This window comes from Pseudomonas sp. Tn43 (assembly GCF_014192635.1).
GTDB lineage: Bacteria > Pseudomonadota > Gammaproteobacteria > Pseudomonadales > Pseudomonadaceae > Aquipseudomonas.
Map to the genome: position 1 here is coordinate 19,133 of NZ_JACHYG010000022.1, position 23,884 is coordinate 43,016.

18 protein-coding genes and 1 pseudogene are annotated in these 23,884 nt (G+C 55.3%); 12 read left to right on the forward strand and 7 right to left on the reverse strand.

Features of this window, described 5'->3' with window-relative positions; all coding sequences use genetic code 11:
- The first annotated feature begins 181 nt into the window (after positions 1 to 181).
- The 4 genes from FHW68_RS26685 to FHW68_RS26700 all read left to right on the forward strand — a co-directional run bounded on the left by FHW68_RS26685 (position 182) and on the right by FHW68_RS26700 (position 3,563).
- On the forward strand, positions 182 to 1,093 hold the full coding sequence (locus tag FHW68_RS26685; RefSeq protein ID WP_095631172.1) for a LysR family transcriptional regulator: 912 nt from the start codon (positions 182 to 184) through the stop codon (positions 1,091 to 1,093).
- A 204-nt stretch (positions 1,094 to 1,297) separates the two neighbouring features.
- On the forward strand, positions 1,298 to 2,743 hold the full coding sequence (locus FHW68_RS26690) for a SulP family inorganic anion transporter (RefSeq protein WP_183683889.1): 1,446 nt from the start codon (positions 1,298 to 1,300) through the stop codon (positions 2,741 to 2,743).
- 137 nt (positions 2,744 to 2,880) lie between these two features.
- A complete protein-coding gene (locus tag FHW68_RS26695; RefSeq protein ID WP_095055567.1) occupies positions 2,881 to 3,126 on the forward strand; it encodes a FitA-like ribbon-helix-helix domain-containing protein in 246 nt (81 codons plus the stop codon).
- On the forward strand, positions 3,123 to 3,563 hold the full coding sequence (locus tag FHW68_RS26700) for a type II toxin-antitoxin system VapC family toxin (protein ID WP_183683892.1): 441 nt from the start codon (positions 3,123 to 3,125) through the stop codon (positions 3,561 to 3,563). Before FHW68_RS26695 ends, FHW68_RS26700 begins: the two co-directional genes overlap by 4 nt.
- Positions 3,564 to 3,642: 79 nt before the next feature.
- Here FHW68_RS26700 and FHW68_RS27615 read toward each other — a convergent pair whose 3' ends face one another.
- Positions 3,643 to 4,506 (reverse strand): methyl-accepting chemotaxis protein, encoded by an 864-nt coding sequence (locus FHW68_RS27615; RefSeq protein ID WP_409258788.1) that lies wholly within the window; start codon positions 4,504 to 4,506, stop codon positions 3,643 to 3,645.
- 42 nt (positions 4,507 to 4,548) lie between these two features.
- Positions 4,549 to 5,739: pseudogene (locus FHW68_RS27620) on the reverse strand (methyl-accepting chemotaxis protein); the annotation flags it as partial.
- 154 nt (positions 5,740 to 5,893) lie between these two features.
- Here FHW68_RS27620 and FHW68_RS26710 point away from each other — a divergent pair.
- On the forward strand, positions 5,894 to 6,421 hold the full coding sequence (locus FHW68_RS26710; protein ID WP_183683897.1) for a GNAT family N-acetyltransferase: 528 nt from the start codon (positions 5,894 to 5,896) through the stop codon (positions 6,419 to 6,421).
- Between the two features lie 337 nt (positions 6,422 to 6,758).
- On the opposite strand, the gene FHW68_RS26715 is transcribed toward FHW68_RS26710, so the two are convergent.
- The 4 genes from FHW68_RS26715 to FHW68_RS26730 form a co-directional block, all read right to left on the reverse strand.
- Positions 6,759 to 7,124 (reverse strand): DUF6124 family protein, encoded by a 366-nt coding sequence (locus FHW68_RS26715; RefSeq protein ID WP_095631175.1) that lies wholly within the window; start codon positions 7,122 to 7,124, stop codon positions 6,759 to 6,761.
- Between the two features lie 346 nt (positions 7,125 to 7,470).
- Positions 7,471 to 7,728: a hypothetical protein gene (locus FHW68_RS26720; RefSeq protein WP_007900566.1), complete on the reverse strand. Its 258-nt coding sequence runs from the start codon at positions 7,726 to 7,728 to the stop codon at positions 7,471 to 7,473.
- Positions 7,729 to 7,746: 18 nt separating this feature from the next.
- Positions 7,747 to 8,136 (reverse strand): DUF6124 family protein, encoded by a 390-nt coding sequence (locus tag FHW68_RS26725; RefSeq protein WP_183683899.1) that lies wholly within the window; start codon positions 8,134 to 8,136, stop codon positions 7,747 to 7,749.
- Between the two features lie 1,224 nt (positions 8,137 to 9,360).
- Positions 9,361 to 10,209 carry a hypothetical protein gene (locus tag FHW68_RS26730; protein ID WP_183683901.1) on the reverse strand — a complete coding sequence of 283 codons (849 nt, stop codon included), beginning with the start codon at positions 10,207 to 10,209 and terminating at the stop codon, positions 9,361 to 9,363.
- Positions 10,210 to 11,088: 879 nt separating this feature from the next.
- Between FHW68_RS26730 and FHW68_RS26735 the strand changes: the two genes are divergently transcribed.
- The 7 genes from FHW68_RS26735 to FHW68_RS26765 all read left to right on the forward strand — a co-directional run bounded on the left by FHW68_RS26735 (position 11,089) and on the right by FHW68_RS26765 (position 22,895).
- Positions 11,089 to 11,289 carry an AlpA family transcriptional regulator gene (locus tag FHW68_RS26735; protein ID WP_183683903.1) on the forward strand — a complete coding sequence of 67 codons (201 nt, stop codon included), beginning with the start codon at positions 11,089 to 11,091 and terminating at the stop codon, positions 11,287 to 11,289.
- Positions 11,290 to 11,718: 429 nt separating this feature from the next.
- A complete protein-coding gene (locus FHW68_RS26740) occupies positions 11,719 to 12,375 on the forward strand; it encodes an inovirus Gp2 family protein (RefSeq protein WP_183683905.1) in 657 nt (218 codons plus the stop codon).
- A gap of 236 nt (positions 12,376 to 12,611) precedes the next feature.
- Positions 12,612 to 15,368, forward strand: coding sequence for a DUF499 domain-containing protein (locus FHW68_RS26745; protein ID WP_183683907.1), 2,757 nt, complete (start codon positions 12,612 to 12,614; stop codon positions 15,366 to 15,368).
- Complete coding sequence (locus FHW68_RS26750; RefSeq protein ID WP_183683909.1) at positions 15,368 to 16,396, forward strand: hypothetical protein; 1,029 nt, start codon at positions 15,368 to 15,370, stop codon at positions 16,394 to 16,396. Before FHW68_RS26745 ends, FHW68_RS26750 begins: the two co-directional genes overlap by 1 nt.
- 13 nt (positions 16,397 to 16,409) lie before the next feature.
- Positions 16,410 to 19,613: a DUF1156 domain-containing protein gene (locus FHW68_RS26755; protein ID WP_183683911.1), complete on the forward strand. Its 3,204-nt coding sequence runs from the start codon at positions 16,410 to 16,412 to the stop codon at positions 19,611 to 19,613.
- On the forward strand, positions 19,610 to 20,110 hold the full coding sequence (locus FHW68_RS26760) for a hypothetical protein (RefSeq protein ID WP_183683913.1): 501 nt from the start codon (positions 19,610 to 19,612) through the stop codon (positions 20,108 to 20,110). Before FHW68_RS26755 ends, FHW68_RS26760 begins: the two co-directional genes overlap by 4 nt.
- 7 nt (positions 20,111 to 20,117) lie before the next feature.
- Positions 20,118 to 22,895 (forward strand): DEAD/DEAH box helicase, encoded by a 2,778-nt coding sequence (locus FHW68_RS26765; RefSeq protein ID WP_183683915.1) that lies wholly within the window; start codon positions 20,118 to 20,120, stop codon positions 22,893 to 22,895.
- A gap of 286 nt (positions 22,896 to 23,181) precedes the next feature.
- Here FHW68_RS26765 and FHW68_RS26770 read toward each other — a convergent pair whose 3' ends face one another.
- A complete protein-coding gene (locus FHW68_RS26770) occupies positions 23,182 to 23,484 on the reverse strand; it encodes a hypothetical protein (RefSeq protein WP_183683917.1) in 303 nt (100 codons plus the stop codon).
- Positions 23,485 to 23,884: the final 400 nt, after the last annotated feature.

Below are 23,884 nucleotides of genomic sequence, written 5' to 3' on the forward strand. Positions count from 1 at the left end.
ACGCAGACAACTCTGTGGCGAGGGGGCTTGCCCCCGTTGGTGCGCGAAGCGGACCCAAAACCTGCCAACGAGGGGGTTCAGATAGTCCGCAGGCACTTATTTTACGACGGCTTCGCCGCCGAACGGGGGCAAGCCCCCTCGCCACAGTAGAGCCGCGCAGGACTATCGATAAGGGACACACGTGAAAGCCAGATCCGATGAATTGCAGATTTTCGTCTGCGTGATTGAATGCGGGTCGATTTCAGCGGCGGCCGAACAGGTCGGGCAAACGCCTTCGGCGGTCAGCCGTACGCTGTCGCGACTGGAGGCCAAGCTCGACACCACGCTGATCAACCGCACCACGCGGCGCATGGACCTGACCGAGGAGGGCAAGTATTTTTTCGAGCAGGCCAAGCTGATTCTCGATCAGATGGACCAACTCGAAGAGCGCCTGTCCTCACGCCAGCAAACCCCCTCCGGGCGTCTGCGAATCAATGCTGCCTCGCCGTTCATGCTGCACGCCATCGTGCCGTACATCGATGAGTTCCGCCGTCTTTACCCGGACATCCAGCTCGAACTCAACAGCAATGACCTGATCATCGACCTGCTTGAACAAAGCACCGACATCGCCATCCGCATCGGCACACTGGCCGATTCGACCCTGCACGCCCGCTCACTGGGTTGCAGCCCGCTGCACATCGTCGCCAGCCCGGCATATCTGGAACAACACGGCGTACCGACCGCCGTTGCCGACCTGGCCGAACATACGCTGCTTGGGTTTACCCACAACGAAGGCCTCAACCAATGGCCGCTGCGCTATGTCCACGGTGATCGCTGGCCGATCCAGGCGTCGATCAGTGCGTCCAGCGGCGAGACGATCCGGCACCTGGCGCTGGCGGGGCAGGGCATCGCCTGCTTGTCGCACTTCATGACCATCGACGACATACGTGCCGGTCGTTTGCAGGTGCTGCTGGCGGAGTTCAACAGCGGATATCGCCAACCGATCAACGCGGTGTATTACCGCAACTCACAACTTGCCCTACGGATTCAGTGCTTCCTTGATTTCATCCAGGGCAAATTGGCGGCGTATGCGATTGGGGATTTCAAGGGCTGATTCGCAGATTGCGTCATCGTTCATCGCGAGCAGGCTCGCTCACACGGGGTTTGTGTTGATCCCATTATTGTGAAACGGCACAAGTCCATTGTGGGAGCTCGCCTGCTCGCGATTGCGTTTCCGGCGTCCCATTCACTGGCCGGCCCGCCTTCGATTCCGTAACATCCGCCCTCTCTTCTCCCGCCTGTATTTTTTAGGTAAGCCATGAAACCCAAACGTCTGCGCGCCGATGTCCTGGCCGGACTCACCACCTCTTTTGCCCTGATGCCCGAATGCATCGCCTTCGCGCTGGTAGCCCACCTCAATCCATTGATGGGGCTGTACGGCGCTTTCATCATCTGCACCCTGACGGCGCTGTTTGGCGGACGGCCGGGGATGGTGTCCGGTGCCGCCGGGTCAATGGCCGTGGTGATCGTCGCGCTGGTGGTGCAGCATGGCGTGCAGTACTTGCTGGCGACGGTGCTGCTGGGTGGGTTGATCATGCTGGCGTTTGGTCTGTTGAGGCTGGGCAAGCTGGTGCGCATGGTGCCGCACCCGGTGATGCTCGGTTTCGTCAACGGCTTGGCGATCATCATTGCCCTGGCGCAACTGGAGCATTTCAAGAGCGGTGAAACCTGGCTCACTGGCGAGCCGCTGTACATGATGATCGGGCTGGTGGCGCTGACGATGGCCATCGTCTACCTGATGCCGCGCCTGACGCGTGCGGTGCCGCCTGCGCTGGTGGCGATTCTGAGCGTCGGGCTGGCGGTTTATCTGCTCGGCCTGCCGACCCGCACTTTGGGTGACATGGCGCACATTGCCGGCAGTTTGCCGAGCTTCGCGCTGCCAGACATTCCCTGGAACCTGGAAACCCTGCGCATCATCGCCCCTTACGCGATATTGATGGCGCTGGTCGGCCTGCTGGAGACCCTGCTGACCCTGAACCTGACCGACGAGATCACCGAAAGCCGTGGCTACCCCGATCGCGAGTGCGTGGCGCTCGGTGCTGCCAACATGGTGTCTGGCGTGTTCGGTGGCATGGGCGGCTGCGCCATGATCGGGCAAACCGTGATCAACCTCAGCTCAGGCGGTCGTGGCCGGCTGTCCGGGGTAGTGGCCGGGGTGATGGTTCTGTTGTTCGTGCTGTTTCTTTCGCCACTGATCGAGCGCATCCCGCTGGCCGCATTGGTCGGCGTGATGTTCGTGGTATCGCAGCAGACCTTTGCCTGGGCTTCGTTGCGGGTGCTGAACAAGGTGCCGCTCAATGATGTTTTGGTGATCCTTGCGGTTACGGTGATTACGGTGTTCACCGATCTGGCCACCGCCGTGTTGTGCGGGATCATCATTGCGGCGCTCAATTTTGCCTGGCAACAGGCTCGCGAGCTGTATGCCGACAGCTATCAGGAAAGCGACGGCAGCAAGCTCTACCGCCTGCATGGCACACTGTTTTTCGCCTCTACCACGCCATTCCTCAATCAATTCGATCCCGCCAACGACCCGCCCCAGGTGACCCTTGATTGTCGTCACCTGAGCTTCGTCGACTACTCGGCCATCGCTGCGCTGAGGACATTACGTGAGCGCTACGCCAGGGCTGGCAAGCAGCTGCGCGTGCTGCATTTATCTGAACGCTGCAAGAAACTGCTCAAACGCGCCAGCGAGCATCATGATTAAAAACCGATCCGTTCGGGAATCGGTTGATGTTTACCCATGCGATCAAGGGTCTGGGGCCGATCGGTAGTTTTGCAGTTTTTGATGGAGCAAGTTGTGTTAGCCTCAATCAATGATTTCATTGATTGCAGGAGCCCATCATGGCCAGCATCACGATTCGAAACCTGGACGATCAGATCAAGGAACAACTGCGCATCGCCGCCGCTCACAATGGGCATTCGATGGAAGAAGAGGCTCGCCTGATTCTTGGTCGAGCCCTGGCTACCGTTGATCGCGCAGGAGGGCTCGGTAGCCGAATCCGCAATAGGTTCAAAGCCAGTGGTGGGGTTGAGCTCGATCTTCCTTCGCGTCACGAGAAAGCGACAGCGGTGGATTTCTCTGAATGATAGTGCTCGATACCCATGTTCTTTCAGAGTTTATGCGAGTTGAGCCTGACACTCAGGTACTTGCCTGGGTTGATGCGCAGCCAGCAATGGAGTTGGCAATTAGTGCTGTCACTGTGGCGGAGATTCTCCATGGCATCGCCCGGCTCCCGTTCGGCAAGCGCAAACAGAAACTTGAAGCTCATGCGATGGCCATGTTCGAAGAGGACTTTGCCGGAAGAATTTTGCCTTTTGATGCCCATGCCGCCGTTGAGTACGCGACGCTGGTCGCTGGCTGTGAAGCAAATGGTCGAGCAGCGTCAATGGCTGATGCGCAAATAGCGGCAATCTGCCGAACCCATGGAGCATTGATCGCCACTCGCAATGTTCGGGACTTCGAGTTTCCCGGGATTGAGGTGATTAATCCATGGGAAAGCATGAACGACTCCAGTGATCGGTAGATAGCTTCGCGGGCAAGCCTCGCTCCTGCAGGAGCAAGGGTTGCCCGCCAATGGATCTGTCTTCACCGCGGACTTAACGTCACACCCGGAAATGGCTCACCATCATCTGCAACTGATTACCCAACCGTGCCAGTTCAACACTGGACGCCGCGGTTTCGTCGCTGGCGGCGGCAGTCTGTTCGGACACATCGCGTACGTTGATGATGCTGCGGCTGATCTCTTCGGCCACGGCGCTTTGTTGCTCGGCGGCGGCAGCGATCTGCTGGTTCATCGACTGGATGTTGGACACTGTGCGGGTGATGTTTTCCAGTGACACGCCGGCTTTGCGCGTCAACGCCACGCTGCTGTCGGTCAGGGCGCGGCTGTTGTTCATCACCACCGACACTTGTTGAGTACCGTTTTGCAAACCGGCCACCAGGCCTTCGATTTCCTCGGTGGATTTTTGCGTGCGCTGGGCCAGGCCACGCACTTCGTCGGCCACGACGGCAAAGCCACGACCGGCTTCACCGGCACGGGCTGCTTCGATGGCGGCGTTGAGCGCCAGCAGGTTGGTCTGTTCGGCCACGGCCTTGATCACGTCCATGACACTGCCAATCTTGTCGCTTTCCTGCTGCAGCACACTCATGGCTTCGGTGGAGCGCGCTACTTCGTTGGCCAGGCGCTCGATCTGGGCGATCGCTTCGTTGACCACTTTGTCGCCTTCGCGTGCTTCGCCATCAGCGGCGGCTGCGGCCTGGGACGCTTCTTCTGCGTTGCGCGCGACTTCCTGCACGGTGGCAGTCATCTCGTGCATGGCGGTGGCCACCTGATCGGTCTCGATTTTCTGGCTGTTGACCCCGGCGCTGGTTTGCTCGGTCACGGCTGACAATTCTTCGGCGGCGCTGGCGATCTGGGTGACGCCATCGCGGATACCGCTGATCAAGTCACGCAGGGTCACGCCCATGCGAGCGATGCCTTGTTGCAGCACGCCAAGTTCGTCGCGGCGAGTCACTTTGACGTCTTGGGACAGATCGCCGCTGGCGATGCGCTCGACCACGGCCAGGGTATCGCGCAACGGGCCGGTGATCTGGCGGGTGATGATCACGGCGGCGATGACGCCCACCAGCAATGCCAACAAGGTGCTGATCAGTTGCAGCGTACGGGCCTGAGCGCTTTCGGCGTCGCGGCGATCGAGCTGGATCTGGTACAGCTGATCGCTCAGGGTCACGATGGTGGCGCCCTGTTCGGTCATTTCCTTGCGCGCCTGCACCGCCTCGGTGTTGGCGGCTTTATACGCTTGCAAGGCGCTGCGGTAGTTGCTCAGCGCGGTTTCCAGCTGACGCAGCGTATCTTGCCGGGTCTCGGCGAAATGCACATTGAGCTGTTTCAGGCTGGCGATGGCCGTGTCCAGTTGGGCGACGGCTTTTTGCTCCGTTTCGGGGTTGGTGCTGGCCGTGTAGCCACGCACTTCGTAGCGCGCCAGGATAAACGCTTCCTTGGCCGCGGTAATGGCCTGGAACTGTTCGAAGCGCTGGTCGCTCAAGGGCATTTGCTGCACGCCGGTGCTGATCGCCTCAATCAACGTACTGGCGGCTTCGGCATTGGCGCCCATGGCGTCGCGGGCGCTGTTACCGGTGCGGTAGGCACTGCGCATTTTGTTCAGGGAAATCTGGTAGGCACTGATGGTGGCGCTCTGCTCTTTGAGCAGTTTGACGTTTTCCGGGCTCTTGAAACTCGACAGCAACGCTTGTTGCTGAGCGACGAAACCGTCGAGGGTGGTCTGCACATTCTGTGCGGCGGTTTCATCACCGTTGGTTAGCATGTACTGCAGGCGAACCACACGCAGTTTGGTCAGTCCGGCGTTGAGCTGAGTGATGTCGCTCATCCAGTTGCTGCGGTCAATCAACCCGCCCAGGCTCGTCCAGCCGGTGAGGGCGAGGACAAAGGTCAGTGCCAGGACCAGGCCGAATCCCAGGCCCAGTTTCAGGTTCACGCTGATATTACCGAACCAGCTATTCATCAATATTCCTCCAGGAACGTTGTGCTTCTTGATCGTCGGTTGGCTGGAAGATTGTTGTTTTAAGAGCCAGCAAGGGGTGGTTAGCAGGTTTGTATCGGCAGCAAACCCGGGAGCTGAAAGGTTTTTGTCAGGCGATGTTTGTAACAAGGTTTTCACCGGCTGCCGACAGTGGCGCATGCCGGCAAGGCGGCCGTCTGTTCGAGCAAATCACCCATAAATGGGCGGGCTCATCCCGAACAGGACCGCTGAAGTGGCAATTACTTGAATAGCCGTGTCCTTCCCGACGCTGTTACTGTCTGAGCTGACGGAGTTTGAATTCAAGGAAGATGCAATGGAGTTTTCGCTGACGCTGGGCACTCACACATTGAGATTGAGTGCCCCCGACCCGCAATGGGGTAAAGCGTTGCAGCACGCGCTGAACGTCAGTTTTACCGCCCATTGCGAATTTCTACCCTGGGCCAAACCCCACACCACCGAGGAGGAAGCCCGATCATTCCTGGTGCGGGCAGTCGATGAATTCCAAAGCGAAACCGGTGAGCGGCGTCTGTTCATCGTCGACGATGAAGCGCGCGCGATCATCGGCTGCATTGGTTTGAAGCCCCGGCGCCGCAACCGCTATGTTGTCGGCTACTGGGCCAACACCGAGTATTCGGGCAAAGGCTATATGCGCGCCGCACTCGAAAAATTGATCAAAAGCCTGCCCGGTTTCACCTTTTACCTGACCACAGACGTGGCCAACGTGGCGAGCCAACGGCTGGCCGAAGCGGCCGGTTTTGGTTTGATCAGGAAGTGTTATCAGGCGCGGTGTTCGCAGCAGCCTAGGGAACAGGAATTCTTGTATCGACTCAAATGCCTGTAGGAACTGCCGAAAGCTTCCCATACGCGGGCTACATGAACTGACCGGCAACAAAACCGCAGACAAAAAAAGCCCGCGGGGCGCGGGCAAACTGTAGTTTCTTGAATGAGCGAGGGCAATGTACAGGTTGGGGAGAAGGGGTGGGGTGAAGAAAAATTCATGCGGATGGAAGGCCTTCGGTATGGCCACTGAGTGAACGAAACCCGGGGAGTCGCAAGTGTGTATTTCATTTTCCACGATGTAGCAACGACGGCATCAGCAAAAATGGGCGACCTCAAATGAGGCCGCCCATTTTGCTTTTCTACGCCGAAATCTGCGCTTGTAGTCGTCGCTCGATCACTCAGTGAAAAACAGGAGGCTTGCCAGCCGGCACCGAAGCGTTCGGATCGACGTTATCCCGCGCTCGGTTGACCAAAAGCTCGGTCAGCATCGTCAGTTGCTGAAGCGCCAGCGCCACATTGCGCTGTGGGCCATCGAGTTTGTTGGCAAAGTCCAGCGTCATGACATTGAGAGACGCCAGGTTTTCGCTGGCATGAGTGAGCAGCGTAAGCGTGTCGACATCGGGGCGGACGGTGAAGATGTTCCTGTTCACGTTGCGCCGGCGGGCGTTAGCGCGCTCGGTGGTTTGGGGAAGTGGGGTTGGGTCGAGGGTTTCAGGCTTTGAAGTGGCCGGATCTTCAACTAAATGCAGGGTGATTTTTTTCATAAGGGCGTTCCATGAGGTGAGGGATCCTTACGCTATTTCGGGCTTGTCAAACCGTCCGCAGGGTTTACAGCGAAGCGTGAAGACTATCTGCCGCAAATGTTGTTCGCCAGTTCATGAAAGTCGCTACGGTTTGCGGGAAATTTCCCAGGAGGACGTGGTTCTGATCTGTCAGTGAAACCCTTTTTTTACACAAGGGCGAAAGCGTGGCTATACGTCCATTGAGTCGACAGTAAGTTACAGATTATGAAACCTACTGTTGAGTCATCTAATGCTGCTCAATCCAAAAAAGGCACCTGCGATTTGTTCGTCAGGTGCCTTTTTGTGTTGGGGTAACATGCTGGGTTCGTTACAACGCCGAAACCTGCATCTGTAACCTTCGCCCAACCACATCCAGCAAATCGCAGCCATCGCGCAGCGAAGTCACCAACACCCGCGCCAGCTCGCTATGAACGCCTTCGTTCACAGCGAAACTCTCCAGCAATTGAGTCGCCGTACGGATGCGGTAGGCCGCCGTTTCATGCAGCACGTCCAGCGGTGCTTCGGTGTCAATCAGCAGCGACGCGATGGTGCAGTCGATGCCGGTAACCGGCATGTATCGATCCATGACAAAACCTCCATTCGATCAACGAGCGTGATCACTCAGTGGCAGACGGGCGTCACCGCCGGCAGGGGAATTGAGGTTATCCAGCGCTCGGTTGATCAACATCTCAGCCAGCACAGCCAGTTGCTGAATCGCCAATGCCACGTTGCGATGCGAGCCTTCAAGCTGGTCGGCCAGATCGGTAGTCATGACATTCATGGAGGCCAGGGTTTCGCTGGCATGAGCGAGCAGCGTGGGGGTGTCGACGTCGGGAAGGATGGTGAAAACATGGCTCACCGGATCGGGCTGTTTCGGGTTGCGCAAGCGGGCGCTGACGGCGCGTTGGGTGGCTTTGGAGAGTTGGGTCAGGTCGAGGGTTTCGGGTTCTGAAGGGGTATCGGTTTCTGGAGGGTTGGGGGTGATCTTCTTCATGGTGGAGCTCCTGCGTTCTTTGGAGGAGCTGCCAACCCACTGCTGTCAAACAGTATTGGGTGGCAGCTGTACGCGGGTTGACAGACCGGAAACGCAGGAAACCGGTGCATCCGAAGATGCCCCTCGCACAGCCGCCATGAAAAAGCTGCATGCGCGCAAGCATGCCGTTTTATCTGGAAGAGTGGAAGTTTCCGGTTTTCAGCCTGTCAAAGCCGATCGCTGATTTGCAGCGACATCTGAAGGCTATCCTCGATGAGCAGCGTCCGCTAGTTCATGGAAGTCGATGTGTTTTGAGGGAAATTTCCTAGGACGGTGACGAAGGCCTGGCTCGTGAACTGGGCTCCGTGGCGAAACCGGTCGGCGGTCGCCTATTGGTGGTGCCCAAGGGCGTGGCCCAAACCGTCACCGGCGCCGCCCTGCCGACCGTCGTGGTTAATGACCGGGAGAACAACAGCGGCCGGGTCAGGCTCGATGTGCGCAATCATCGCATCATCGCATCATCGCCAATCGGCTGTGATTGGTCGAGTCGATCGCGCATGTCATTGGATCGGGCGGGATATTGTCGTCAGGCAAATGTATAACGGTATTTACCTGTCATTACAGAGCCAAAACAGCCCATTCAGGCACAAAAAAGGCACTTTAGCGGATTACTAAGTGCCTGATTTGGATGGTTTATTTGGTGGGCCGGGGTAATCTGAATTGGATATTTAAGATATTGATTTATAAGGAGAATTATCGGTTAATATTTTCTTTGGAATACCAACTGGAATACCGATACGTTAGGGAGGCTCTGATATAGCACCGAAAACACATTCGGCCCCAGTGCGGGATAAAAAAAGCGGTGGCCTGGCTGAAAGTCAGACTCTTGCTCTTCTCAAATCTGGCTTGTTTATTTAATTGCACCTTTTTTGACGCGTGCAGCGGGCATCACATACCCACCACTTCAGCGTTCAGTAGAGGTTTCGCACTATCCACGGGTTCGGCAAGGCAAGCAGTATGGCTTGCTGTTCGATTTTCTTTGTCAGCTCCCGAAAGCGCACCTTCGTATAGCCAAACTGGTGCATTGATCATCCGAAACAAAGGGGGGGACTCTCTTTCTCATCCACGAGCCCCGTAAAAGTTGCGAGGCTTTATAGTTGGGCGCTCCAATATCCTGCTGCCGGGGATCTCCCCCCCCGTATGTAAAATTTATTAAGGAGGTCGGTAAATATGTTTCTGCTGAATTCAAAGGCTTCTGGCTCTCTTCACCCTTTCCGGTATGTAGATCCCCAGCTCTGTTTCCATCTGTAGCAGAGCCTCTAGCACTTGAGCGCGCTTTAGGTCATAGGTTTCAGCTAGCGCATCAAGGTGGCTGATTGCTTTGTCTGAAAGTATAAAGTTCTGCTGTTTCTTTCCTGTCAGTTTTTCTCGATATTTTTGTTGGCTCCAGCGTTTCTTAATGGTTTCAATGCATAGAATCTTTTCGGCTTCGCTGAATGGTGTCTGATCGAAAAACATTAATAATTCGATATGGCTATTGATAGGAGCTTTGCCGAGGGTGAGAAGTGGCTTGTTTTTGCATAGCCATTCCCAGGCTAATGCGCATCGCTGAGATGTATGTTTGTCATTGAACCATCTAAAGATATGGTCCTGTTGTTTGTGTTGATTCCAAGAGTGCTCAATGCCATTAAGGGCCGCTTTTTTTTGAGCAAGATCCATATTCCAAATGTCAATTGTTGCAACTACAAATTCTCTACCTAGCAAGCGTGGAGGGCAAAAAAAATAAGCCGCTCCATGGGCTTGCTGAAGGTGTGGGATCAGCCATTTGTGTTGTCTTTCATCTTTGGTGATCCACTCAAGGTGTTTTTCAGGAAGGAGCAGTCTGTTTTTTTCATGCTCTATTGCTTGTGTGGCGGCAGGAACTCTAGAGATGAACTCCGCCATCCGGTTTCTCATACTTGGGCCATTAAATTCGTCCAAGCTGAAGCCTGCATTCTGGATGTTTAAATAGAGCCACAACCAAGTGTCGTGCCGACTATTGCAGCGCGTGTCGCCTAAGATTTTTGCCAATGAATCGTCATCATGAATTGCCATGCCAAACCCAAGAAAGGAATAAAAGGAAAGTTATTTGTACGTATTTTAGCTATTTTACAAATATATCTCTAGTAGAATTCTATTATTTTTTTATGGCAATTTTAGAGTCTTTTTGTGAGTTTTTTGGTGGATTTATAGAAGGTCTTTTTTTTGTTTTTATCAGTGCTTACCTGGCTTTTATCTAGTGATCATGTTGATTGTCCGTAAAATTTTTCGCTGTCGATTGCTGTCGCAGGTCGATTAGCCGTGCGGTTGATGATTTAGGGAGCGGGTTGCCGTCCCCAGACTTCAGCGATCCGAGTCTGTCCGCACGCCTTAGCAGTGCATCAGGTAAATAAGCCTGACGCTCCGTCCCAGGTATATATTTGGCCTCTAGCCCCTGCGGCTTGAGTTGTTTGCTCAGTATTTTGCGTTTTTTAGTGGTGGATACATCTAGAGTTAATATTGGTGTTGCATAAGACTTGAGTTACTGGTGTCTAGGTATAACGCATTAAAAGGCAGCATCAGTAGCAAGTTCTTCAAGTGGACGTTTGCTGGAACTGCCTGCAGTGTGTTGGTGGTTGTAAGTAATATTGGTGGGCCGCCATTAGATAAATAACACTTGATATGTGGTGTTACTGTTCTCCGGTTTCACCGACTGTCGGTTGTGTTTCTGTGCAGAAAATCCTGTGTCAGGGCTTACGCTCACGCATGATCAGGTCAGGCCTGGTAATCGAGTGGAGCGTCGTCCAAGGGAGGGCATTATGCTGCGTGTGAACTCGATCTCTCTATTGCCTCTTTCGCTCCATTCAGTTATGTCAGGCTGTTATCTGAGTCAGTAGGTATCTGTTTAAAAATACTGCAACCCCTAATCCATTGAACGGATATGAGGAGTTCGCAATGAAAATAATTCGTCTGAAACAAGTTATCGATACCACTGGTTTGGGTCGATCTACTGTCTATAAGTACATTTCTGAAGGGACATTCCCAAAGCCGATTTCATTGGGTGATCGCTGCGTTGGGTGGTTAGAGAGTGAGGTCCAGGGTTGGATCTTGGCTAGGGTTGAAGATCGTAACCTGCAGTTGTCAGCGGTCCCTTGATAACACCGGCAGTGATAACCACATCCGGTGGATGCTTGCTTTGCTTGAGTTCAGAAAACATCATGGCTGGATGCTCTTCGGTCATGATGTTTTTTTGCCGGAGTATCAGCTTTCTTGAATGTTATGTTTTTTTAGTTGATTTTATTAGTGGTTGCTGTCTTTGGTGTTGGGTTTTTTTTCGGTATTGGTAGTATGCTTTTGTAGTATCTATTTGTAGTATCTATTTGTAGTGTGTGTCTGCAGTTAATGTTGCTTTGTGTTATAGCTTTCTAGTTTGATTAAGTGGTCGTCTGGCTGTCGCTAGTGCGTGTCGAAGTGCATCTATGGGGCGGGTGCTCAAGATGGAGCTTAATACAGTTATATCAGTTTGGCTCAGTAAAAATGTACTTGGTGTGCTGAGGATATGAACCTAAGCCCTGGAGTACTAACATGATTCGTCATCCTGACAATACCAACCTGATCCTTCACTACGAAAACACTTATCAAGGTTTGCCTGTGCAGGTGGATAAAGGCCCGTTCATTCAGCAGTACCTGAACCGTCTCCAGCAGACGATGCAGTGTGCGCTGGCTCAATATCCTCGTATGTTCGCATTCCGAGTGGATCTACGGTTTCCTGCTGGGATTCAGCTACCTGACTTCGCTGACACGAACCAGGTCATTGAGCGCTTTATCGAATCCTTTAAAGCCAAGATTGCGCATAACCGCAATCAAGCTCGCCAATTGAATCCGTATGCCCATGACAGCAAGGTCCGCTACGTCTGGGCGCGGGAGCAAGGGCAGCATGGCAAGCCTCACTATCACCTAGCAATCCTGCTCAACCGAGATGCTTTCACAGCTTTGGGTAAATTTGAGACCGGCAGGGACAACATGTTCAATCGCCTCGAGGGGGCATGGGCCAGTGCTTTGGGGTTGCCTGTAGAGGCTATCAAAGGCTTGGTCGAGATTCCCCAAAACCCGTCCTATTTTCTGAATGTTGGTGAGCTGGAAGGACAGGCTGCTTTCTTTCACAGAACGAGTTATCTCTGCAAGGCTGCAACCAAGGTCTTTGGGGGTGGTTGTCATGCGTTTGGGGCTAGCAGGCTCTGAAGGCTGGCAAAGAATTCTGCCCAAAATGATGGCATCCGCCTTATCATTTGGCCTTTAACCATTATGTGATGAGATATTTCACGATTGGGAATGGCACAATCATTGTCAAGTGGAATTTCTCATCGGTTAGCTTGGTGAGCAGCAGTCGGCTAGGTGGCAGAACCTGTTTTTGGCCCTTCAGCTACCTTCATAGGCTGGTGTTCGCTTGCTCAGTCGAACGATAGGATGCGAAAGTAATGCTTGGACTGACTCTACGAGAGGAATTTCGGGGTAAACGCCTCAGAGGGACAGCCATTGAGCTCTCCAACGACACGAACACTGGCGCAACGCAGGTCGCAGCCAAGGAGTTCCTGGAAATCACCTACCCCACGCACGACCTGCTGAAAGGTGTTGAGGCAGTCGGCCCAAACCAAGGTAGGCCGGTGGTTGTGATCGGCGAACGAGGCCTCGGTAAGTCGCACTTGATGGCCGCGCTCTACCATGCGGTGAATGACCCGGCCTCCACAGGCGCGTGGCTCAACTCCTGGGCGACAACCTTGGGCGACCCACAGATCGGCAAGATCACGTTGCGCAGCGAGATGCTCGTGATCGGCGAAAGTCTGCACCGCCAGCGCTACAAGTTCCTGTGGGATTTGCTGTTCGAGCGTCATCCCCACGGCACCTACATCAAGGGCAAATGGGAAGGCATGGGTGCGGCCAAAACCGACATCCCGTCCGACCAGCTGATTCTTGAGCTGTTGCAGCACACCCCCACGATGCTGCTGCTTGACGAATTCCAGACGTGGTACGACGGTCTGACCAACACCAAGCAGTATCCGTGGAAAAACTGGGCGTTCAATTTCATCCAGATTTTGTCGGAGATTGCCAAGGAGCACCCGGAGCTTCTGGTGCTCGTCATCTCTGTTCGCAATGGCGGCAGCGATGCCTATCAGCAGGTGCATCGCGTCAATCCGGTTGCCATCGATTTCAAGGCGGGCGGCAACGCCGAGCGCATCCAGCAGGATCGGCGGCGGATGCTGCTGCACCGCCTGTTCGATAACCGCTTGCAGATTCCAACGGCCAATATCGAAACCTTGGTGGCCAAGCACATCGCCGAGTACTTCCGCTTGCTAGACGTGCCGTCATCTGAGCAGGATCGCAAACGCAAAGAGTTCAACGAATCCTGGCCCTATGCGCCGCACCTGCTGCGCCTGCTCGAAGAGCAAGTGTTGATTGCGACTGACGCACAGGAAACGCGCGACATGATTCGCATCCTGGCCAACCTTTACAAGAGTCGCGGCGAGGCTACCCCTGTTCTTACAGCTGCGGATTTCCGGCTGGATGACGATGCGTCAGGCATCGGTGCGCTGCTGGACTCGGTATCAAACGAACATCACCGCACGCTGCGCGCCAAGGCGCAGCAGAACATCATCTCTGTCACGGAAGCCGTACCGACGCACGCCAGTATCGCTCCTCATCTGCAGGAAATTGTGGGGGCGCTGTGGCTACGCTCGATTGCTGTAGGCAATCTAGCCGGTGCCGAGCCTGTGACGCTGCAGGCCGATATCACCCGTGATACGCCCATCGACGACAACGCCTTCCAAGTGGAGCTGGCCACCGTCGTCGAGAACAGCTTCAACATCCATCAGGATGGCCATCGCCTGGTCTTTCGCGAAGAAGAGAACCCGCAGGCCAAGCTGATGGCTTGTGCACGCAACGACAAACTGTTCTCTGATGGCTCCGATCTTGCGCAGCTTGCCAAGGAAGTTCGCTACGTCATCGGCGGCACCGAAGAAGTTGCCAAAAACTTCCGCGTGATCGCACTGCCGAAGTCCTGGCAGTCCGACCCTTGGTCGACGCTCGACGAGTCGGAACAGCCCGAGCGTTGGGACGACCGCCTGCCAATACTCGTGCTGCCTGAAGAACCGGACAACATTGATCAGCGTCTTGGCCGCTGGATCAAAGATCATCTGCAAAAGCGCCGCAATACTATTCGCTTCCTACTGCCACGCTCCGGCTCATCGAATGCGTTTCAGGATCGCGATCTGCTGATCCTTGCTCGTGCTGAAATGAAGGCGATGGAGTGGAGTGGTCAGAGCCCTGAGTACAAGAAGCTGCACACCAAGTATCAGGGCGAGCTGCGTGACATTCTGAAAAAACGTTTTGATCGCTTTGCCGTGCTCCATCGCTGGAATTTCGCCGACCCAAGCCAGTGCATGTTCTGCGTCGAAAGTTTGAAGAAACAGGGTGCGCAGATTCCCGAAGGTATAGAGGAAGCTCTGATCAATGATCTGTTCGTGCCTGAAGACTTCGAAGACCTTGTGCAAGAGGCAGCTGGTGACAACTCAGCGGTTGGCAAGCTACTGCGCGAATTGCAGGAGCCGCGCCCTGCGGGCCAAGACTGCATTCCTTGGCTAGGCGAAACCTCAATGAAGGAACGCCTCCTACGTCTTTGCGCGCGGGGCAGGATCGCCATCAATGTGCGCGGCATGGAATTCCTGCAAGCGCAGCCGGGGGAAGATGAGGAGACGGCGTGGCGGCGGCTGCGTCCTAAGCTTTCCTATACCGGGCGACAGCTCGACGAAGTATTCGTGGTCGAGCCTTCGGCCGTGCCCACAACGGGTGGCGCAAATCCTCCTGTGTTGCCGCCTGCAAGTGGTTCCACTGGTGGTGGTCTCTTTGGCGGCACTGGCATCACACCATCGTCTACGCCTCCCGGTGGTAGTAACGCCCCATCCGGCGGCTTCACTACTAACCCGCCCAGCGGTGGGGGGATTTTTGGTGGCGAACCAAGCACCTCCGGTGGCAAGCCGCGTATCACATTGAACAACCCGGCCACATCTGCCCTAAACCTTATTGGTAAGCTTGAAGGCTGGGGTGTTGGCCCTGCCACGCCTGTCGCCGAAGTCTCGATCAAGGTATCAGCCGCGACCGGTGCCCAGCTCAAGGAATTACTCAAAAAGCTGCCCGACGGCATGACCTTTGAGCTCAGTCTCGAGAAGGAAGATAACTGATGGCACTCGACACTGGGGTACTGCACAGTTTGACTAAAGGCACCGCCGAGGATGCGTGGCGCGTCATCATCAACAAGGCGGTCGAGATCGCATCCAAGCCGCTGACCGTTGGCAATGCGCCAAGCGAGGTCACCAAGCGCGACCGTGAAATCGGCGCGCTGGATCATTTCCTATCTTCTGGCGGGTGGGATCTGTGGCAAGCGTTCGGCTGCACGGTGGAGCGTACTTCGGACAGACTTTCACGCTGGTGGGTTGAACCTGGATATGGCGGTAGCAGCGCTAAAGCGGTTTTGATCCTCGATGGCTTGTCACTGCGCGAACTTCCTTGGTTGTTGCAGGGCGCGAAAGAGCGCGGCTTTACCTTACACGAAGTTACGGCCAATGCGTCCGAGCTACCCAGCGAAACCAATGAATTTGCTCGCGCCTTGGGTTTCGGCAGCCGCAGTCAATTACAGAACAACGGCGGCGGCATGGCTCATCGCTTGCAGCCGGCCTATACCGAGAGTGTTGATATGCCGTGGCAAGACTGCGCTGGACTGGTCGATACTTCACCCAATTGGGTGTTCTGGCATCACTGGCCGGACAGTAAGCTGCACGATGGTGCGGGCGCAGGTCAGGGGCTCGATATGCTCACGCGTGACGCTGCCGAGCAATTGAGCAGCGACGATTTCTGGGCCTTTGTCGAACGTTTGGCGACCGGGCGACGGTTGGTTATCACCTCCGACCACGGTTACGCCGCGACGGGCTACTTCCCGGATGCGGATGGCGAAGTAGGTCAGTTCCTCAAAAAGACTTTTTCCAGCGGTCGCAACACAGCGGGCACCGGACTTTCGCAAGAAGACTGCGGCCCCTTCGTGCCACCCGTGGCGATGCAAATTAACAGCCCCCATGGCACTCATCTTCTGGCCCTTGGCCGTTGGAAGTGGAAGAGCCAAGGAGGTTACCCAACGTTGACGCACGGCGGTCTCTCGCTGCTTGAAGTGTTGTCACCCTTCGTTGAACTCTCTCGAAATAACCCAGTTAGTTAAAAGGCGGCGCGGCATGGCAAGCAAAAAAGAACTCCTGGCGCTAGAAGTCGCTAAAGCTGTCGGTGCAGGCAAAGCCGTTGCGATGGAGACGGTTGATTTTAACGACCCGAATCGCCCCCTGACTTGTTTAGAAGTCGACTTCCCAATCTTGCCGGTCAATCAGGTGGCCATCATTGAGGGTAACGCGGGCAAGCCGATTTACCAGATGTCGAAGTGGTGGGCACGGCGGCGCTCCAGCGTGTTTCGCTCAATGTTGATCGCGGCCGCCACGAAAGCGCCAGAAGACAAATCGCATGCGGCGAAACTGGTGTGGGACAACTACTACGCCAACCACCAGAAGAAAGGCGCATTCAAGCACCTGAAGGTGGCTGACATCTTTATGGGCGGCGGCACCACGCTGGTCGAAGGCTCCCGTCTCGGAATGCAGATGCTCGGCAACGATCTGAACCCGGTGGCGTGGTTTGTTGTGAAGCAGGAGCTCGCCAATGTCGATCTGGAAGAGGTGAAGCGTCTGCTTGCCGACATCGAGGCCGAGGTCAAACCGCAGATCATGCCGTACTACTATTGTGACGGCCCGAACGGTGAAAAGGGCAAATGGACGCACCTGCCGACCAGGCGCATTATGGCGGCCGATTTCGACCCGCTCAGTCTCACCCAAGAACAGCGGCGTGAGTACAGCTACGAAGGCCCGGAAATCATCTACACCTTCTGGGCCAAGCATGGTCCCTGTCAGGTGACAGGCTGTGGCCACCGTACCCCCATTATGACTAGCCCTGTGATGGCGGTTAAAACTATTAGCGTCAAGCACTGGAGGCACAGCTGCGGCAAGTGCGGCGGCGGATTCGACGTTGAGGAAAACGCCGCGCGGATGGCTCCTGATGTGCCGCTCTACGTGTCTCCGTCCGAGCAGCCCTTTTCTGTTCTTGACCGGAAAAAGGGCATTGTTTGCCCGCACTGCGATCACACCGCGCTCGTAAATCTCGGTAAAGGCAAGAACAAGAAAGTGAGCTTAAGCTTGCTCGTGCATCCGCAGTGGCTCGCGGGCAGCGCTAAACAGGATGGCAACGGTCAACCGTTTGGCGGCTCTGCTCAGGACGATTCCATAACTTCAGCTTGTTGGAACCAGGAACGTGCATCCAAGATTCGATTGCTGGAGGTGCGAGGTGAATTACCGGAAGAAGTGACTTGCCCGGAAACCAAGCTTACGTTCAAGCCCGATGTCGGGACAGTGCCTAAGAAGTCGAATTACGCTTGCAGCGCCTGCGGCACCGTCCAAGATGTTCTCGATACGATTAAGGCATCAGGGAAGACTGGAGCAATGGCGGCCTACGCTGTCCAAGGGTACGCACCTAAGCGCGATGACGATGGCGCCCCCTACAGTGGGCGCTTCTTTGCTCCTTTCGACATGAGGATTGCTCGCCAATACGACGCAGCTTCGTTGGAGTGGGAGGCACGTAAGGATGTGGACTTGGCCGACTATTGGCCTCGATCGGAACTCCCGTATGGATTCATGACGCACCATTTGCAGGGCGGTGTTCCGAACCACGGATTTACCCATTGGTGGACGATGTTCAATCCACGTCAGCTATTGGTGCATTCACAGCTGATGAAGGCGATTGTTAATGTTGGTTCGTATGACTGGTCGGTTCGCGAGTATGTACTTGGCGCTTTCCAACAGTACCTACGCAATCAGTGCATGTTTAGCTTCTGGAATCCACAGCGAGATACCCCGGAGCCCATGTTTTCAAATAACAACTACCATCCAAAATCTACAGTAGTTGAGAACTGTGTTTTCCCTGCATTGGGTCGTGGTAACTGGGCATCGTGTATTGAGGGAATTGTTGAAGGGCGCGAATGGGCGATACAGCCTTGGGAGGCTGTTAGCAATGAGAGTCTTCAACGCCGAGCCCCAGTTTTGGCTGAGCAGGTTACTGGCAAAAGCGAAAAGGTTTTCCCCGGCGACCCTGTGAAGGAGGTCACTGTTTTTCAAGGCTCGTCGACTGACCTCAACCAGCTCGCTGATGGGAGCCTGGATTTGGTGATTACTGACCCGCCCTTCGGTGGTCTGCTGCATTACTCTGAGCTTGCGGACTTCTTCTACGTTTGGTTGCGTCTCGCGCTGAAAGGTAAGTACCCAGAGTATTTTACTGCCGACTACACACCCAAGTCACTGGAAGCAGTTGCTAACCGGGCGCGTGAGCCCGAAGATCCAGATGGTTTCTATCAACGACTTTTGACTCAGTGCTGGCGTGAAGCGCACCGCATGTTGAAACCAGGCGGCATCCTTGCTTTCACCTTCCACCACAGCGAGGATGAGCCTTGGGTGGCGGTGCTTGAATCTCTATTCGACGCTGGTTATTACCTCGAAGCGACATACCCTATACGCTCGGATGAAACCAAGGGTGATGGTGAGTTTGGCTCCAAGACCATCGAGTACGACATCATCCACGTCTGCCGCAAACGCACTGAAGAGCCCAAGCCTGTGAGCTGGGGCAGGATGCGCCGCGAGGTGATGGCCGATGTGCGCCAATTACAGGCGATGTTGGAAAACCACGTCAAGGAAGGTTTGCCTGCTGCGGACATTCAGGTGATTCGACGCGGCAAGGCATTGGAGTACTTCTCACGTCACTACGGCAAGATCTATGTGGACGAGGGGCGTGTAATTTCTGTGAAGGATGCGTTGGTTGGTATCAATCAACTCATCGATGAAGACGCTGACAAGGGCAAGGAGCCGCCGCCGGTCAATGCGGAGCCGATGACGCGCCAGTTTCTGCGCACCTTTGATGGCAAAACCGAACTCGCCCGCGATCAATTGCAGAAGTTCTTAAAGGGGTCGATCACGACGCCAGATGAATTTGAGCAGCGCGGCTGGTGTAGCGAGAAGAAGAAAATTTTCACGCTGACCGACCCTCTTGACTTCGCGCGCGATTGGCAGGGCAAGCACAAGCGCAAACTCACTTCTGATTTGGATCAGGCACTGGTGTTAATCGGAGCTTGCTATGACGGTAGTGGCATCAATGCCTCGGACACACTCAAGAACGAAAACTTCAAACCTCATGTGGCCTTGAAGCCGCTTCTTGAGTGGCTGTCTCGCCGCGCCGCCAATCCGCCAGCCCGTAATGCTGCATCGCGGGCCGTATCGATCTTCAATAATTGGGCCGCAACGCAAGCTCCCAAGCCGCAACAGGGATCGCTGTTTGAGGAGTATGGAGAATGAAGCAAATTCGCGACACCGTGTGGCAGCGCCGTGGCACAAGCTGGTTGTGGGATGCCGAGGCGCTAGCGCAAGTCGGCACCGCCAGTGAGGTGTGGAGCTTGCGCCAATTCGCGCAGGCAACTGGGAATTGGCCGGAAGACCTGCCGAGCAATGACAACAACACCATGGTGGTGGCGGGGCTCGATGGTTGCCTGGATTTGCTCACCCCGGCGGATGCCGAAAATTGGCTGGCTTCTGAGATGAAGGACGCCATTTTATCCTTTCAGGAGTTTTACGACGGCCAAGCAGCATTGATTTTTTGGCTGCCGTCTGGCACGGGCCGCATTACGTCCAACTCTGCCACCGATGCGGTGAGCTGGCGCTGTGCTCACCCTTACTCCAACGAGCGCATCGACTTTGGTCGAGTCTTGTGGGGTGAGGCACACGAGTATCCCCAAGAGATTTTACTGCGTGAAGGCGCAAAGTCTTCGGGGCTCTTTCACTTGCGGATTACTTGAGGCTTCGATGACAGATCAGTCTCAATTCAATCCTGGAGAACGGATAACCCATCACGAATACGGCCAAGGCGTTGTTCTTGACCCGGGGCGTGATGGCTATCTACGGGCGTTTTTCGGCGTGGGTGAGCGCCGAGTCCCGCTTGGCTCGATTCGCCGCGAACAATCCCGAACCGAGCGCATCTTGCGCGCAGTGAGCGACAGTGCCGACCGTGCGCGCAAGGCATGGCTTTCTTACGAGGCGCATGCACTACCAGTGATGGAGAGCGCATCAGCGCTGACCTCTGCCAAGATTGATCTCCTCCCGCATCAGGTAGTGCTGACTCACCGTATTGCTACTGCATCACCACGTCGCTACCTGATTGCTGACGAGGTTGGCCTTGGCAAGACAATCGAGACTGCGCTGATCCTGCGGGAACTAGCAAGCCGGGGCGAGCTGAGCCGGGCACTGATGGTGGTGCCTGCGGGTCTTGTGAACAACTGGCACCGCGAGCTGAACGAAGTCTTCAACCTCGACTTCGAGGTGTTCGGCTCCGAGGGCGACATCACCGACCGCAAGACAAACGCTTTCGCTAAGCACGACCGACTGATTGCCAGTATCGACACCTTGAAACGCCCTGCGCGCATCAAGCGCTTACTGGATGCACCACGCTGGGATCTGGTGGTGTTTGACGAGGCACATCACCTAACTGCATATCGCACTGGCGGTAAGGTCAGGAAGACCGAGAACTACAAGTTAGCAGAAGCACTGAAAGATCATTCGCGCGACCTGATGCTGCTGTCGGCCACACCCCACCAGGGCAACCATTTTCAGTTCTGGATGCTGGCGCAACTGCTGAACCCAACGCTATTCGGCAGTCCGGAGGAAATGCTGGAGCACAGGCACCGCCTCAATACAGTGATGTTCCGCCGTACCAAGGCCGATGCCTGCCAGCCGGATGGTTCACCGCTGTTTGCACGTCGCTGGGTGCATACCGAATCCTTTCTGATGGGAGCGGAAGAGAGGCTGTTCTACGAGAAGCTGCGCGAGTACCTGGAGGATGGCTTCGACCTTGCGCGCCGCCAGGGTGGTCAGGGTCGGGCGCTCGGCTTTTTGATGGCAATCTTCCAAAAGATTGCCGCATCAAGCTTCGCCGCCGTGCGGCGAACGCTAAAGCGCCGTCTATTGATGCTGACTTTGCACGAGGCATTGCTGCGGGACAAAGACCTGGATATTGAGGGTCGTGAGCGTCTGACCGATGAAGCGCGCGAACTGATCCATGAAGAGTTCAAATTCGCGCGTGACAGTATTGGGCGTAGCGAGGTCGAACGTGTGCTAGCTGATCTTAAGTACCGGTTGGTCAAGAAGCTTGACGAAGAAGCGCTGGAGCTTGCCTCCGACCCCTATGGCAGCGAGTACTCGGCCACACACGCTGAGGAGGCTGCATCGGCTGTTGTGGAGCTGCACCTGCCCGAGGAACGGCTACGAATTGGCGATCTTCTCAAGGTATTCCCGCAGCAGCGCGAGACCAAGGCACAGAAGCTGCTCGATGGCCTTGGCATTTTGTGGCAGCGGAATCCGAATGAAAAAATCGTGATTTTCGCCACTTACCTGGGGACGGTGGATTTGATTGCGCGGGAGATTGATCAGACTTTCCCCGGACAAGGTGTGGTGGTACTTCGAGGCGGCGATCATGGAGCCAAGATTGCGGCAGAGCGCCGCTTCCGGCAGAAAGATGGCCCTCGCGTGCTGGTCTGTACGGCTGCTGGTCGTGAAGGTATCAATCTGCAATTTGCGCGTATCCTGTTCAATTTCGACCTGCCGTGGAATCCGATGGACGTGGAACAGCGTATCGGTCGCATCCACCGCTACGGTCAGAGCCACACGGCGCAGGTTTACAATCTCGTCTTGTCGGACACCATCGAGGGGCGGATTTTCCTGCTGCTGGAGGAGAAATTGACAGAGATCGCCAAGACCGTCGGCAAGGTCGATGACCAAGGCAACGTCGCCGAAGATCTGCGTGCGCAGATTCTTGGCCAACTGTCTGAGCGGCTCAACTACGACCGCCTGTACCAAGAGGCGCTGTCAGACCCTGAATTGAAGCGCACACAGGTGGAGCTTGAAGCCGCCCTGTCCAATTCGCGCGAAGCGCGACAGGTAGTGTTTGATCTGTTCCAAGACCTCGAAGGCTTCAGTCTTGACGACTACAAGCCTTTCTCCGATGTATCGTCGAGCTTGGATCGGTTGGTACGCTTCATGTCGGCCGCCGTGGCGGATCGCCAGCAGCGGCTCGTCAAGGTTGACGACGAGAGCTATGACCTTGTGACCATTGACGGTGCTCGCCGTGTTCAGTTCACCTTGAGCCGTGACACAGCTACGAGCCGCGACGATGTTGAGCTAATGGGGCTGGATCATCCGCTGGTGCAGGAAGAACTTGGTCGTTGGCGCAGTGCTCCGCCGGAAGATCTTGGTATTGCGGTTGCCGGGGATGTTGAATCACCGGTGCTGTTGTCATTCTGGCTGATTGAGGTCTCAACCGGAAACGGCGAGCGCCGTGTGATGGTGCAGCCTATTGCCGTCACGCAGGATGGTACACGGATGCCTTCGCTGGAGCGTCAATGTGAACGCTACTTAAAAGCGCCAGCCGCCACGCCGAAGTTTTCGCCTGAACAGCGGCTTGAACTTTTCTCACGCGTGGTTGAGCCAACGCTGCAGCGCGAGCTAAAGCACAAAGGAGCTGTAAACGGTGATGGCAGCTACTCTGCCGAGCTAATTGCCTATGTAGAGATTTTGGCCCAGGAGGCGTGATGCTGACAGCGACCAGTTCTGATGAAGTATGCGGAATAGAGAGGGATTTTCGAATGAGTAGTGTAAGTTTTAAGAGGGCTGTTGATCTCCATTGACAACGGTTCGGTCATTAAGAGCTGACGGGGTCTGGACTTTTCCAGAAGCCCGACAGCTGGTTCGACATCGCGCGAACGACCGGAGTCTGCAAGGCTGCTTAGAAACCAAAGTAGATCTTTAAAGAAAGGGTTGAGGAAAAGCTTGATTGCACTGGCTGAGTAGGCCCTGGAAAGTAATTCCGTTTGAAGGGCTACAGCCAGTGTCCAGGCAGCTCAATTCCGTAGTTTTTTCCTACGGTCTTCAAGGTGGTAATGATCTCTGTATGCCGGGTTTGGTGGATGGACTGCCAGCTGGCACGACGATCCAGCAGGGTCTTTAGCTCACCCAGATTGTACATGCCCAGGCGATGAAAGTTGCCCCAGCTGGGGATGCCGAACAGGTTATAGATGACCACGGTAGCGTCACGCTCACTGGCCAGGCGCTTGTCGCCGGTCAGCTTCTCGGCGGCTTCTTCGGCTTCGTCACGGTCTTCGTAGGTGTTGAGGAGTTTCATGGGGTCTTGGATGAAAAAGGAGCGGGGCGGTGATTGTGCCCGAGCCGGGGCCGTTCTGCACAGGAAAAGGAATCAATGGATATGAGTAAAAAATCTTATGCCGATGCGCTGGCTTTCGTGCTGTCTGGTACTGTGTGCGAAATTGCACTGCACTTGACCACCCACTTGCATAGCGCCTGACGAAACATTCCATTCGTCTCCCGCTGACGAGGGGTAGAGGCTGAACGGAGGCATAAGCGGTTGAATAGCAAGAGAAATTATTCAAAAAAAGCTTGACGGAAGATAAGGCTGCTGTAGAATTCGCCCCTCGGTTGAGACGAAAGATCTTAACCAACCGCTCTTTAACAACTGAATCAAGCAATTCGTGTGGGTGCTTGTGGAGTCAGACTGATAGTCAACA

Coding starts and splice junctions, on each gene's coding strand:
- FHW68_RS26765 (WP_183683915.1), top strand. CDS start 20,118: ATGACAGATCAGTCTCAATTCAATCCTGGAGAACGGATAACCCATCAC.
- FHW68_RS26760 (WP_183683913.1), top strand. CDS start 19,610: ATGAAGCAAATTCGCGACACCGTGTGGCAGCGCCGTGGCACAAGCTGG.
- FHW68_RS26690 (WP_183683889.1), top strand. CDS start 1,298: ATGAAACCCAAACGTCTGCGCGCCGATGTCCTGGCCGGACTCACCACC.
- FHW68_RS26695 (WP_095055567.1), top strand. CDS start 2,881: ATGGCCAGCATCACGATTCGAAACCTGGACGATCAGATCAAGGAACAA.
- FHW68_RS26730 (WP_183683901.1), bottom strand. CDS start 10,209: ATGGCAATTCATGATGACGATTCATTGGCAAAAATCTTAGGCGACACG.
- FHW68_RS27615 (WP_409258788.1), bottom strand. CDS start 4,506: ATGGGCGTGACCCTGCGTGACTTGATCAGCGGTATCCGCGATGGCGTC.
- FHW68_RS26725 (WP_183683899.1), bottom strand. CDS start 8,136: ATGAAGAAGATCACCCCCAACCCTCCAGAAACCGATACCCCTTCAGAA.
- FHW68_RS26755 (WP_183683911.1), top strand. CDS start 16,410: ATGGCAAGCAAAAAAGAACTCCTGGCGCTAGAAGTCGCTAAAGCTGTC.
- FHW68_RS26745 (WP_183683907.1), top strand. CDS start 12,612: ATGCTTGGACTGACTCTACGAGAGGAATTTCGGGGTAAACGCCTCAGA.
- FHW68_RS26740 (WP_183683905.1), top strand. CDS start 11,719: ATGATTCGTCATCCTGACAATACCAACCTGATCCTTCACTACGAAAAC.
- FHW68_RS26735 (WP_183683903.1), top strand. CDS start 11,089: ATGAAAATAATTCGTCTGAAACAAGTTATCGATACCACTGGTTTGGGT.
- FHW68_RS26720 (WP_007900566.1), bottom strand. CDS start 7,728: ATGGATCGATACATGCCGGTTACCGGCATCGACTGCACCATCGCGTCG.
- FHW68_RS26750 (WP_183683909.1), top strand. CDS start 15,368: ATGGCACTCGACACTGGGGTACTGCACAGTTTGACTAAAGGCACCGCC.
- FHW68_RS26770 (WP_183683917.1), bottom strand. CDS start 23,484: ATGAAACTCCTCAACACCTACGAAGACCGTGACGAAGCCGAAGAAGCC.
- FHW68_RS26710 (WP_183683897.1), top strand. CDS start 5,894: ATGGAGTTTTCGCTGACGCTGGGCACTCACACATTGAGATTGAGTGCC.
- FHW68_RS26700 (WP_183683892.1), top strand. CDS start 3,123: ATGATAGTGCTCGATACCCATGTTCTTTCAGAGTTTATGCGAGTTGAG.
- FHW68_RS26715 (WP_095631175.1), bottom strand. CDS start 7,124: ATGAAAAAAATCACCCTGCATTTAGTTGAAGATCCGGCCACTTCAAAG.